This is a genomic window from Kitasatospora sp. MBT66, from assembly GCF_000710405.2.
Taxonomy (GTDB): Bacteria; Actinomycetota; Actinomycetes; order Streptomycetales; family Streptomycetaceae; genus Kitasatospora; species Kitasatospora purpeofusca.
Genome location: NZ_JAIY01000016.1, coordinates 123,879 through 136,485 on the forward strand (window position 1 = coordinate 123,879; position 12,607 = coordinate 136,485).

Below are 12,607 nucleotides of genomic sequence, written 5' to 3' on the forward strand. Positions count from 1 at the left end.
GCCGGGGCGGCTGCGGGCAGCGCGGCCTGCAGCTTGTCGATCGCGGCGGCGACCGCGCCCCGCAGCCGGGTCGCGTCGGCCTCCGACACCTTGCCGTCCGGCGCCTTCGCGGCCAGCGTCACCAGTTCGGTGGCCGGCTGCGTCACCCCGGCGAGCGCGCCGAGGACCCCGGCCTGCTGGGCCGCGGTGTCGAGGCCGGGCGCCGCGGCGGGCCGGGCCATACCGGGCGCGCCCGTCAGGAGGGTCAGGCCGAGGGCGGCGGGGACGGCGAGGGCGGCGAGACGGGCGACACGGGTCTGGGTACTGCGCATGGAACGGGCTCCGATCGGAGACGAGGTCCGGTTCGCGGACCGCGGGGTCTGACACCTCCACGGAGCCCCGGGACGGCGGCCCTCGCAACCCCGGCCGCGCCGACGGGGTGGTGACACGCCATCACGCCGCGCCGCGACACCCGCACCGACCTGCGAAGACGTCCTTCACCCGATCGGTCCCGCCCCGAATGACGGCCTCTCGGCCCGGGCCCCACCCGAATGGGTCCGCCGGGCGGTCAGGGCGCGAGCAGTGCCCGTCCCACCCAGTCCCCCGGTTCCGCTCCGCCGGGCACGGCGAACACGGCCGACGACTCGTGCACCACGTACCGCGCGAGCGCGTCGGTCCGGGCGAGGCGCCGCTGCACGGGCACGAAGGCGCTCCTGGGGTCGTTCTGCCAGGCGACGAAGAGCGTCCCGGCGTCGGGGGTGCCGTCCTGGCGCAGCCCGTCGAAGTACGACCAACTGCGACGCAGCATGGTGGCACCGCCGTTGGACGCGGGTGCCGCGAGCCGGACGTGGGCGGGTGGCGGGGCCCGGCGCGCGGGTGAAGCCCGTCATCAGCCACCGGGTGCCGGCGGTGCCCCGGGCCAGCCGCCGGACGGTCCGCAGGGCCTGAACCACGACGAGCGGGTCGTCGGCGGCCATCTGGACGAAGAGGTGGCCGCCGCTGCGGGCGGGGTCCAGCTCGTCCCCGGGGAAGGCCGGCAGCGACGCGAGCGCAGCAGGTCGGCCGTCCGACGACGGTCGATGTCCGGGAGCAGGTCAAGGGCGAGCAGCTGAGCATTGACTGACGCGGCGTCAGGATTTCTGCCCGGTGCGGTCCGTGGAACGACACCGCGGTCCCGCCGCCCGGCCGGACCGCCGGGGCGGCCGCCCCGTCCACCGGTCGGGCGGCGGACTCAGCGGCATCCCGCGGCCGGACCCAGCGGGGCCCCGTGGGCAGGACGGACAGGACGGGCAGAACCGGCGGTACGCGTGGCGCGGGCAGGGCGGTGGATCACGGGGTTCGGGTTCCTTCCGGACGTGCGCGGCCGCTGGCACCGGGAGAGACGAGTCCCGCACGCATCCGGCGTCCTCGATGGATCGACCCCCGTATTGCACCAACGCCGCCCGACGGGAACGACTGGAGCGGCACACCGGCCGGAACCGGCCGAACTGGACGATCACCCAGCTCGCACGTGCGGGGGTGGCCCCGTCCCGGAGGAACGGGGCCACCCCGGCCCGGACGGTGTCAGCTGCAGTACGAGAACATGTCCGCGGTGCTGTAACTGCCGTTGGAGAAGTTCCACGTCGGCGTCTCGCCGGAGCACGAGTGGCCGTAGGCCGTGAAGTTCCAGTTGCCCTTGTAAAGGCGGGTGTTGGAAACCCCGGTCACCGGGATGAAGCCGGCGTCGAACCAGTACGTGCCTGCGTTCGCGATCGGCCGATTGTTGTTCGCCGAGTAGTTCGAGCTGGACTTCACGGTGACCTGGCCGTAACTCCAGTTGTTGACGTAGTTGGTGTTCCACAGATTGACCTCGGTGTAGGCACCCCGGCAGTCCCAGCCGAGGTAGAACTTACCGATCGTCTGCGAGCCCACCGAAATGTTCTGGATGGGGCCGAGCACCTGGCCGCCGGCGGGACAACTCGCCGCCGAGGCCTGGGCGGAACCGGCTCCGACCATGACCGACGAGAGGCCGGCCACGACCATCACGGCCGCCGCCGAGGCCGCGCGTGCACGGGTACCGATTCGCATGATTTCCCCCTGGAAAGTCGTCGGGGCGGCTCGTGCCCCCCGTTGGCGCGGCCCACTCTTCCACCGGCATTACGCGTGGTCCAGACCTGCCTACGGAAAGTCTCGGCAAAGAGCGGCGCACGGACACTCCGGGCACAGCACCGTCAACAGGAAAAGCCGCCCTTCAACGAAACCGGGAGATACCGGCCGGACCCGTCCGCATCATTGCACCGATTTCCGGCCCCCGGAATCCGGAATGCACCCCGGCCGTTTCCGCCGGCCCACCGCCGGGCGCTATGCCCGGAAGGTGGCCCGGTACTCCGCCGGGGAGGTGCCGAGGTGGCGGTGGAAGGTGGCGCGGAAGGCGGCGGGACTGCCCAGGCCGCTGAGGCGGGCGACCTGTTCGACCGGGGTCGGGGTCGTCTCCAGGAGTTCGCGGGCCCAGTCGAGGCGGGCGGCGGTCAGCCAGGCCATCGGGGAGCTGTCCGCCTCCTGCTGGAAGCGGCGGATGAAGGTCCGGCGGGACATGTGGGCGCGCCGGGCGAGTTCGTCGACGCTCTGCCGCAGCGCGAGGTTGTCGAGCATCCAGGCACGCACCGCAGCGAGCTCGTCCCCGCATGCGTCCGGGCGCAGGCGTTCGACGAACTGGGCCTGGCCGCCGGGGCGTTGGGGCGGGGCGACGAGCGCCCGGGCGCGGGCGTTGGCGGCGGCGGCGCCGTGGTCCCGCCGGATGATGTGCAGGCAGAGGTCGACCCCGGCGGTCACTCCGGCCGAGGTGAGGATGTCACCGTCGTCGACGAAGAGCAGGTTCGGCCGGACGTCGATCCGGGGGTAGCGGCGCTGCAGCGCGGCGGCGTCGCGCCAGTGGGTGGTCGCGGGGCGGCCGTCCAGCAGCCCGGCGGCGGCCAGGGTGAACGCCCCGGTGCAGATCGACACCAGCCGCGCCCCGCGCGCGTGCGCCGCGCGGAGCGCCGCCAGCGCCGTGCCGGGGAGCGACGCCTCCGGGTCCTGGTAGCCCGGGACGACGACGGTGTCGGCGTCCCGCAGAGCCTCCAGCCCGGCCGGGGCGGTGAGGCCGACCCCGTCGCCGAGGACCGGTCCGGCCGACCGGTCGGCGCAGACGGTGACGTGGTAGTGCGAGTCCGGCCCGAAGGTCTGCACCGGAATGCCGAGATCGAGCAGCAGCACCCCGGGCAGGGCCAGCACCGCGATCCGGTGGGGTCGGGGCGGCGGTTCGATCATGGCACGATCCTAGCGCCGATCGGCCCGCGTGCCACTGTCGCGGTCCGGCTCCGTCTCCCTAACCTGCGGACATGGACTCCTTCTCGCTCGACCTGCCGACCGGCCCGCTGGCCGAGGCCGTCCTCGCCGCCGCGCGGACCTCCGAGAGCCCCTCGCTGGTCAACCACAGCGTGCGCAGCTTCCTGTTCGCCGAGCTCCTCGCCGCCCACCTGGGCTACCTGGACGACGCCGCCTACGACCGCGACCTGCTGTTCGCCGCCACCGTCCTGCACGAGCTCGGCGCGGGCGAACTCGCCAAGGGGGAGGCCCGGTTCGAGGTGGAGGGCGCCGACCTGGCGGCCGAGGTGCTGCGCCGCCACGACGTCCCCGAGCCGGACGTCGACCGGGTGTGGGAGGCGATCGCCCTGCACGCCTCGCCCGGCATCGCCGAGCGCCGCGGCCTGCTCTGCCACCTCACCCGCGAGGGCGTCGGCGCGGACTTCGGGCGCAACGCGGACCTCGTCGCCGACTGGGCGCCGCGGATCCACGCCGCCCACCCCCGCCTCGACATGGTCCGCACCCTCGTCGACGCGATCGTGGAACGCGCCGCCCGGTCCGAGGCCGCCGCGCCCCGCTACTCCCTCGGCGGGGAGCTGCTCCGCGAACGGCGCGCCCACGGCGTGACCTCCCTGGAGCGCGACGCCGCGTCCTGCGCCTGGGGCGAGTAGGGCACACCCGTCCGGTCGGCGGTGGCGGCCCGGACCGGCAGGGCGAACGGCACGGGCGCGCAGATTTCGGTTATCCCCCGGGCCGGCGGCGGTCTCCTGGTCGGGTGCCGGGTCCGGTCCCCCTGGCTCCGGACCCGGCACCCGCCGAACCGTGCCCGCCCCGGGAGAGAACCGCCGATGACCGCTCAGCCCGCCCGACCGACCGCCGACCGCCCGTCCCCCGCCGGACCGCTCGCGCATCCGCTCGCCCGCCGCTGGCTGCTCGCGTCCTGCGTGCCCGTGCTGCTCGTGCTCGGGATGGCACTGACCGTCCCGCCGGCGCCGTCGGCAGCCACCGCGGGAACCCCCGGCACGGCCGACATGGCGGGGATGCCGGGAATGGCAGGGACGGCAGGGATGTCGGGCGAGGCCCCGGACATCGCCGCGGCGGGCCTCGCCGCCGAGCGCAACGGCTACCGGCTGGACCTCGCGGGCCCCGCGCCGACGGCCGGGCGGGCGACGGACCTCCGGTTCACCGTCGCCGGTCCGGACGGCTCCCCCGTCACCGACTTCGCCGTCCACCAGACCAAGAAGCTGCACTTCTACGCCATCCGCAGCGACCTCACCGGTTTCCAGCACCTCCACCCGGACCTGGCCGAGGACGGCACCTGGACGGCCGCGCTCGACGCTCTCACCCCGGGCACCTGGCGGCTGTACGCCGACTTCGTCCCGAACACCGGCCCGCACGCCGCCGAACTGGTCCTCAGCCGGACCGTGGCGGTGCCCGGCGACGCCGCCCCGGTGCCGCTGCCCGCCCCCGGCGACACCGCGACCGCCGACGGCTACACCGTCACCCTGACCGCGCGGCCGGCGGCCGGGGCGCACCGGCTGACCGCCGTCGTCAGCCGGGACGGCCGCCCGGTCCGCGACCTCCAGCCCTATCTGGACGCCTACGCCCACCTCAGCGCCTTCCACGAGGGTGATCTCGCACTGGCCCACCTCCATCCGGCGGGCACGGTGGACGGCGACCACGGCGGGCCCGAGCTGACCTTCCAGGCCCTGTTCCCCGAGCCGGGCAACTGGCGGGTCTTCCTCCAGTTCCGGACCGCCGGGCAGTTGCACACCGCCGCGCTCACCCTGCGGGTCGACTGACAACGGCCCCCGGATCGGCCGTTCCGGCGAATGCGGCACCCGGAACGGTGGCCGACCGCTCCGCCCGGTGATCCGTCAACCGGTGGCACACCCCGTGCCCACCGAACGGCGAGCACGAGGGAGTCCGGTATGACCATCGACCGCAGGAACGCGCTTCGGCTCACCTCACTGGCGGCGGCCGGTGCGGGGATCACCGGCGGGCTGGCCGGAGCCGCCCGGGCGGCGGGCTCCGGGCCCGAGGGTTCCCGGACCGAGGCTTCCGGGGTCAGGGGTTCCGGGGCCAACGGTTCTCGGGCCAGGGGTTCCGGGCCCGAGGGCAGCCGGCCGACGGCGCGGCAGCTCGTCCTGACCGGGAAGCGGACCGCCGCCGACATCCCGGACGTGCTCGTACCCGGCACCTCCTACTTCGTCCACTACGAGCTGCGGGACGCGAACGGCAACCCCGTCGGCACCGAGAGCGCGCAGTGCACCCCGGTGACCGTGGGACCGGACGGAGCGTTCGTCCTCGCGTCCCTGGTGCTGCTCCTCGCGGACGGCATCATCACCGCCTCGACGGCCTTCCAGCGGCCGCTGCCCGCCCTGACCGAGGTGCTCGTCGCGCCCCGCCGGTGGTCCCACCTGTTCGCGGTCACCGGGGGCACCGCCGCCTACGACGCGGCCACCGGGTCCGTCACGATCGAGCACCTCTCCCGGGAGGACGACGTCCTCACCGTCGACCTCGACTGAGGCCGGACCGCCCGGCCCCGCTCCCGGTACCCATCCGATCCGTCGCCGCGCTCCGAACCGCCCGTGACCACCGGACGGCACGGGAGGACGAGCGATGACCCACCACACCGAGCAGGACCCGACCGTCCCGGCGCCGCCGGACGCGGCCGAGGTGATCGTGGTCGGAGCGGGACCGGCCGGACTGGCCTGTGCGCTGGACCTCACCGCGGCGGGCCGCGAGGTGCTGGTCCTGGAGGCCGCCGACGACGTGGGCGGGCGGATGCGCACCGACGTGGTGCGGGGGTTCCGCCTCGACCGGGGCTTCCAGGTGTTCAACACCGCGTACCCGCAGGTCAAGCGCCGCCTCGACCTCGCCGCGCTGCGGCTGCACCCGTTCACCCCCGGACTCCTGCTCGCCGACGGCCGGCGGTCGCAGCTGCTGGTGGACCCGACCCGCCGCCCGGACCGGGCGCTCGACCTGCTGAGCGGCCGGGTGCTGCCCCCGCGCGACCTGGTGGCCCTCGGGCTGCTGGGGCTGTGCGACGCGGTGCTGCCCGCCGCCCTGCTGAAGCGGATGCCGGAGACGAGCACCGCGCGGGCCCTGCGGAGGGCGGGCGTCTCCCGGCGCACCGTCGACGGCGTGCTGCGGCCCTTCCTGGCCGGGGTGTTCCTGGAGGACCGCCTGGAGACGTCGAGCCGGATGTTCCACCTGGTGTGGCGCAGCATGCTGCGCGGGAGCCTGTGCCTGCCGCAGCAGGGCATCGGGGCCGTTCCCCGGCAGTTGGCGGCCGGGCTGCCGCCGGGGCGGCTGGTGTGCGGTGCGCCGGTGGACCGGCTGACGGCGGAGGGCGTGGTGCTCGCCGACGGGACGCGGGTACGGGCCCGGACGGTGGTGGTGGCGACCGGGTCGGGTGCGGCGGCACGGCTGCTGCCGGGCCTGGAGGTCCCGGCGGCGCGGGCGGTGACGACGTTCTACCACGCGGCACCGGTCCGCCCGCTGGACGGACCGGTGCTGGTCGTGGACACCGAGGGAGCGGTGCTGAACTCCGTCGTGCTGTCCGAGGTGGTGCCGGGGTGCTCCCCGGACGGGCGGGCGCTGGTGTCGACGTCGGTGCCGGGTGTGGCGGCGGACGAGGGCGCGGTCCGACGGCGGGCCGGCGAGCTGTACGGCGTGGACGTGTCCGGCTGGGAGCCGCTCGCCGCCTACCGGATCCCCGCCGCGCTGCCGGCCGGTCCGGCGCCGCTCCCGCTCAGCCGGACCACGCGCTTCGCGCCGGGCCGCTATGTGTGCGGCGACCACCGGGCGACGGCCTCGCTGCAGGGGGCGCTGGCCTCGGGGGCGCGGGCGGCCCGGGAGGTGTCGGCGGACCTGGCGGGCTCGCGGACGTGACGGTCCGGACCGTCGGCCTCGCCCTCCTGACGACCGGGCGCCGGGAGCTTCTCGGTCACGTGCTGTCCGGGCGCCGGGCCGGGACCCGCGCCGTCCGCGCGTTCGCACAATCGGCGGCCGTTCGACTCGATGCGGAAACGCTGCACAAACGATGCGAGTGGGCCGGACGGGCCGAATCGCTGCACGGTGGACAGGTGAGTCCACTAACGCAGGTACGAGAGGACGCCGCCCTCGACCCCGGGCCGGCCGGGGCGGAGGCCGGGGAGCTGCACCACCTCCTGACGCGATCGGCGCGGGGTGACGACGCCGCCTTCGAGCTGCTCTTCCGCGCGGTGGGCGGCCCCGTGTACGGGACGGCGCTGCGGACGCTGCGCAGTCCGGCGCATGCCGAGGAGGTCGCCCAGGAGGTGCTGCTGGAGGTGTGGCGCTCGGCGGCGGCCTACCGGCCCGAACGCGGCACGGTGCTGGCATGGGTCCTGACCATCGCCCACCACCGCGCCGTGGACCGCGTCCGCTCGGCCGGCGCGGCAGCCGACCGGGAGCGGCGGCTCGCCCTCCCGGGACCGGCCACGGCGTGCGAGCCGCCGGAGGAACAGGCGGCGCGGTCGCTCGACCGGCTCCGGGTGCGATCCGCGCTGGCGGGACTGAGCGCGGCGCAGCGCGAGGCGGTGGTCCTGGCCTACTACGGCGGGTACACGCAGCGGGAGATCGCCCAGCGGCTGGCGCTGCCGCTGGGCACGGTCAAGACCCGGATCCGCGACGGCCTGCGGCGGCTGCGGGACACCTTCGAGGCGGGCCCGAGCCCCGGTCCGGGCTCCGGCCCGAGCCCCGACCCGGGTCCTGTCACCGCCCTCGCCGCCGACACCACCGGACCGACGGCGACCGGCGGAACGCCCCGCAGGGCGGTCCCGCTCGTAGAATCGCCGACCGGCCTCAAGCACCGCGTCGGGTGCCCCGGCGCCCGGACCGTCCGCTCCGCGGGAGGACACCATGACTCTCGACCGACCGCCCGCCCCGGGCGCCCCCTGATGACGTCGCGCGCCGTGCGCGAGGAGGCCGGGGCCGACGAGGAGCCGGGCCTGCCCACCGGAGGGGTCGCCCGCCGCCTGGGCGTGTCGCCGACGACGGTCCGTTCCTGGGAGCGCCGCTACGGCATCGGCCCCGCCGACCGCCGCGCCGGGCACCACCGCCGCTGGAGCCCGCAGGACATCGCCGTCCTGGAGACGATGTGCCGACTGACGGCCAGGGGCGTGCCACCGGCCGAGGCCGCCCGCGCCGCGCTGGCCCGACGCGAGGCCGACAGCGTCGGCCCTGACGAGAGCATCCGTCCGGACGAGGACATCGCTCCGGACCACGACAGCGGTCCGGACGAGGGCACCGCGCCGGACGACAGCGCCGCTCCGGACGAGGGCGCCGCTCCGGACGAGGGCGCGGCCGGCCGTGCGCCCGGCGGCGGCCGGACGCTGCGGGTCGGGGCGGTGAGCCCCGAATGCCGGGGCCTGGCCCGGGCAGCGGTGCGGTTGGACGCGCCGGAGGTCACCGCGATCCTGCGCGGGGCCGTCGAGCGGCTCGGCGTGATCGACGCCTGGACCGAGGTGATGATGCCCGCCCTCCAGGCCGTGGGGCGCAAGTGGGCGGTCGACGGCGAGCACTACGTCGAGGTCGAGCACCTGCTGTCCTGGCACGTCTCCAGCGTGCTGCGCGGTGTGGCGGTGGAGGCCGTCCGGGTCCGGCCGGTCCTGCCGGTGCTGCTGGCGGCGACGCCGGGCGAGCAGCACACCCTCCCGCTGGAGGCGACGGCGGCGGCCCTGACCGAACGCGGCCTCCCGTTCCGGATGCTGGGCGCGGCCGTCCCGCCCCGCGCGCTGCTCGACGCCGTCCACCGGCTCGGGCCGGGCGCCGTGATGATCTGGTCCCAGGACCGGCAGACCGCCGACCGGGGGCTGGTGCGCCAGGTGAGCGCCGGGATGTGGGGCCCGCGCGGCTCGCGGGGCCGGGCGACGGTGGTCGCGGCCGGTCCGGGCTGGGGCCGGACCGGTTCCCCGGACGAGGCCGTGACGCCCCGCACCCTCGCCCGCGCCGTCGACCTCCTGGAGGAGGCGATCACGGCCTGACGCCCGCTCGGCGCAGACTCCCCACGCACGACGCACGACGCACGACACCGGAAACCCGCAACCCGACCGCACCACCTGCGAGGCCCCACCCGTGACCGTATCGATCGCCCTGTTCACCCAGGACCTGCGCCTGCACGACAACCCCGTGCTGCACGCCGCCCGCACCTCGGCCGACCAGGTCGTCCCCCTGTTCGTCTCCGACCCCGCCGTCGAGGCCGCCGGCTTCGCCGAACCCAACCGGCAGGCCTTCCTGGCCGACTGCCTCGCCGATCTGGACGCCTCACTGCGCGGGATCGGGTCCCGGCTGACCGTGCGCCGGGGCGAGGCCGCCGAGCAGACGGCGCGGCTCGCCGCCGAGACCGGCGCCACCACCGTGCACGTCGCCGCCGGGGTGACCCGCTTCGCCCAGCGCCGCGAGGAGCAGTTGCGCAAGCTCCTCGGCGACCGCCTGCACGTCCACGACGCCTCGGTGACCGTGCTCCCGCCGGGCCGGGTCACCCCCGCCGGACGCGACCACTACGCGGTCTTCACCCCCTACCACCGCGCCTGGCAGGCGGCCCCCCGCCGCACCGTCCTCGCCGCCCCCAGGACGCTCGCCACCCCGGACGGCCTGCACAGTGACACCATGCTCGTCGACGGTGCGACCTCCCCCGGCCTGCCGCCCGGCGGCGAGAGCGCGGCCCGGGCCCGCTGGCGCCGCTGGGACATCGACGCCTACGCCGACATCCACGACGACCTGGCGGCGGACGACACCTCCCGGCTCTCCCCCTACTTGCACTTCGGCTGCCTCTCCCCCACCGAACTCGTCACCAGCGCCCTGCGGCACGACGGCCCCGGCGCGCAGGCGTTCGTCCGGCAGCTGGTCTGGCGGGACTTCCACCACCAGGTCCTCGCCGCCCGCCCGGACGCCGCGCGCGGCAACTACCGCGACCGGGAGGACCACTGGCACCACGACGAGGCCGAGGCGGAGGCGTGGCGGCAGGGCCGCACCGGCTACCCGATCGTCGACGCCGGGATGCGCCAGCTCGCCCACGAGGGCTGGATGCACAACCGCGCCCGGCTGGTGACCGCGAGTTTCCTGGCCAAGAACCTCTACCTGGACTGGCGGGTCGGCGCCGCCCACTTCCTGTCCCTGCTGGTCGACGGCGACGTGGCGAACAACCAGCTGAACTGGCAGTGGGTCGCCGGCACCGGCACCGACACCCGGCCCAACCGGGTCCTCAACCCGCTGCGCCAGGCCGACCGCTACGACCCCGACGGTGCCTATGTGCGGCGCTGGGTCCCCGAACTCGCCGACCTGCCGGGCCCGTCCGTCCACCGGCCCTGGCTGTTCACCGCCGACTACCCGGCGCCGATCCTCGACCCCGAGGCGCTGACCGCCCGCTTCCAGCACGGGCGTCCCTGACGGCGGCCGCCCACCGGCCGGGCCGGTCCGCGGTACGCCGGCCGTGGCCCGGCCGTCGGCCGCCTCAGCCGGCGAGGGCCGCCGCCAGCTGGTCGCGGGAGGCGACGCCGAGCTTCGGGAACGCCCGGTAGAGGTGGTGCCCGACCGTGCGCGGGCTGAGGAACAGCTGGGCGGCGATCTCGCGGTTGCTCCGGCCCGCCGCGGCCAGCCGGACCACCTCCCGCTCCTGCGGGGTGAGCCGTCCGAGCGGGACGCCGGTGGCGCTGGTGGCGTCGATCACCTCACCGGTACCGCGGAGTTCGGCCCGGGCACGCTCCGCCCAGGGCCGGGCGCCGGCCTTCTCGAAGCCCTCCAGCGCCTCCCGCAGCACGCGCCGCGCGTCGGAGCGGCGCCGCCGCCGACGCAGCCACTCGCCGTGCAGCAGCCGGGTCCGGGCCAGTTCCAGCCCTCCCCCGGCCCGTTCGCCGTGGGCGGCCGCGGCGAGGAAGGACTCCTCGGCCTGCTCGTCGTCGGCGGTGAGGGCCCGGCACCGGGCGGCCAGGGCGAAGGCCGCCGGGCTGCCGCACTGGTCGGCCCAGCGCCCGAGCCGCTCGGCGGCCCCGGGCCGGGCCGTGCCCGCGCGGGCCGCGGCCTCCACGAGTTCGGGCAGTACCAGGGCGTGCAGCACCGGCGGTCCACCGGGGTGCCGGTCGGCCGCGTCGAGGTGGGCGAGGGCGGCCGCCGCGTCGCCGGCGCCGAGGTGGGCGAGGGCGAGGGCATGCCGGGCCTGCGCGGCGGCGGTGCCGAGTCCGTGCTCGCGGGCGTGCACCAGGGCGGTCCCGGCCAGCTCCCGGCAGCGCGGTTCGTCGCCCTCGACGGCCGCGCAGGCGGCGAGCGTGGCCCGGAGGTAGCAGGCGCGGTGGTCCAGGCCCGCGTACCCGGCGATGTTCAGGCCCTCCTCGGCGGCGCGGGCGGCGGGCTGGAGCTCGCCCAGCGCGAGGTGCGCCTCGGCGAGCAGGTGCAGGCAGGTGGCCTGCCAGCCGAGCAGGCCGTGCGAGCGGCAGTGGGCGAGCAGCAGTTCGGCGAGCTCGCGGGCGCGTCCGTGGTCGGCGAGCGCGTGCACGGCGTGGGCGGCCAGGAAGCGTTCGCTGAAGAGGGTGCCGGGGTCGCGCGCCGCCGCCTCGAACCACTCCGCCGCCACCGGCTCGCCGCCGTAGACGGCCGCCAGGGCGGTCAGGGTGGCGGGGTGGTCCGCGGGCGCGGCCGCAACCCTGGCGCGGACCCGCTCGACCAGGTCCGGGTCGCCCGCCGACTGGGCGGCGTGGAAGGCCTCGGTGAGGATCGTCGGACCGGCGTCCCCGGCCGCGAGCAGCACCTCGACCGCCCGCACGGCCGAGCCCTCGTTGAGCTCCAGCGCGGCCCGCACCCGGGCCAGTTCGGCGTTCTCCGCCGCGGCGTTCCCGGCCGCGGCGTTCCCGGCCGCGGCGCCGGAGTCCTCCCCACCGCGCCGCAGCAGCGCGGCGACGCGCTGGAACTGGCCGGCGTCGGCGGCGGCCTGGGCCGCGGCGACCAGGCGGCGGCGCCGGTCGGCCGGGTCGGGGCTCAGCTGGGACGCCCGCTCGTGGGCGGCCGAGGCGCTCGCCATCCCCTGGCGGCCTCCGGCCCGTTCGGCGGCGGCGTCGAGCTCCCGGGCCACCGCCTCGTCCGGGCCGGTGCTGGCCGCCGCCCGGTGCCAGGCCCGGCGGTCGGCGTGCTCGGCAGCGGCCAGCACCTCCGCCAGGGCCAGGTGGGCGCCGATCCGGCGAGCCAGGGTGGCGCCGCGGTAGGCGGCGGCCCGCACCAGCGGGTGGCGGAACGTCAGGACGGCCCCGTCGAGGCGGATCAGCCCGGCGGTCTCGGCGGGGTCGTC

10 protein-coding genes and 2 pseudogenes are annotated in these 12,607 nt (G+C 76.4%); 6 read left to right on the top strand and 6 right to left on the bottom strand.

All coding sequences use genetic code 11. The features are described from left to right. From BI06_RS51725 to BI06_RS36530, 5 genes and pseudogenes are all read right to left on the bottom strand, one after another. Positions 1-311 (bottom strand): annotated as a pseudogene (locus BI06_RS51725) (hypothetical protein); the annotation flags it as partial. Between the two features lie 236 nt (positions 312-547). Next, entirely contained in the window at positions 548-787 is a 240-nt protein-coding gene (locus BI06_RS55680) for a Dyp-type peroxidase domain-containing protein (protein ID WP_043475549.1), read from the bottom strand. Between the two features lie 130 nt (positions 788-917). Further along, positions 918-1,019 (bottom strand): annotated as a pseudogene (locus BI06_RS55685) (hypothetical protein); the annotation flags it as partial. Between the two features lie 523 nt (positions 1,020-1,542). Beyond that, positions 1,543-2,046: a hypothetical protein gene (locus BI06_RS36525; protein WP_043475551.1), complete on the bottom strand. Its 504-nt coding sequence runs from the start codon at positions 2,044-2,046 to the stop codon at positions 1,543-1,545. A gap of 273 nt (positions 2,047-2,319) precedes the next feature. Beyond that, entirely contained in the window at positions 2,320-3,267 is a 948-nt protein-coding gene (locus BI06_RS36530) for a GlxA family transcriptional regulator (RefSeq protein ID WP_043475554.1), read from the bottom strand. A gap of 71 nt (positions 3,268-3,338) precedes the next feature. Here BI06_RS36530 and BI06_RS36535 point away from each other — a divergent pair, with 71 nt between their 5' ends. From BI06_RS36535 to BI06_RS36560, 6 genes are all read left to right on the top strand, one after another. Further along, positions 3,339-3,974 carry an HD domain-containing protein gene (locus BI06_RS36535; RefSeq protein ID WP_043475556.1) on the top strand — a complete coding sequence of 212 codons (636 nt, stop codon included), beginning with the start codon at positions 3,339-3,341 and terminating at the stop codon, positions 3,972-3,974. Between the two features lie 177 nt (positions 3,975-4,151). Then, on the top strand, positions 4,152-5,105 hold the full coding sequence (locus tag BI06_RS36540; RefSeq protein WP_233290439.1) for a FixH family protein: 954 nt from the start codon (positions 4,152-4,154) through the stop codon (positions 5,103-5,105). 129 nt (positions 5,106-5,234) lie between these two features. Next, complete coding sequence (locus BI06_RS36545; RefSeq protein WP_051742686.1) at positions 5,235-5,831, top strand: hypothetical protein; 597 nt, start codon at positions 5,235-5,237, stop codon at positions 5,829-5,831. 94 nt (positions 5,832-5,925) lie between these two features. After that, entirely contained in the window at positions 5,926-7,200 is a 1,275-nt protein-coding gene (locus tag BI06_RS36550) for an NAD(P)/FAD-dependent oxidoreductase (RefSeq protein WP_043475559.1), read from the top strand. A 194-nt stretch (positions 7,201-7,394) separates the two neighbouring features. Then, positions 7,395-9,314, top strand: a complete 1,920-nt coding sequence (locus BI06_RS55690) for a sigma-70 family RNA polymerase sigma factor (protein ID WP_158516505.1) — start codon at positions 7,395-7,397, stop codon at positions 9,312-9,314. A gap of 91 nt (positions 9,315-9,405) precedes the next feature. Further along, entirely contained in the window at positions 9,406-10,719 is a 1,314-nt protein-coding gene (locus BI06_RS36560; RefSeq protein WP_043475561.1) for a deoxyribodipyrimidine photo-lyase, read from the top strand. A gap of 64 nt (positions 10,720-10,783) precedes the next feature. On the opposite strand, the gene BI06_RS36565 is transcribed toward BI06_RS36560, so the two are convergent. Then, a partial coding sequence (locus BI06_RS36565; protein ID WP_043475564.1) for a helix-turn-helix transcriptional regulator occupies positions 10,784-12,607 on the bottom strand: 1,824 nt, incomplete at its 5' end.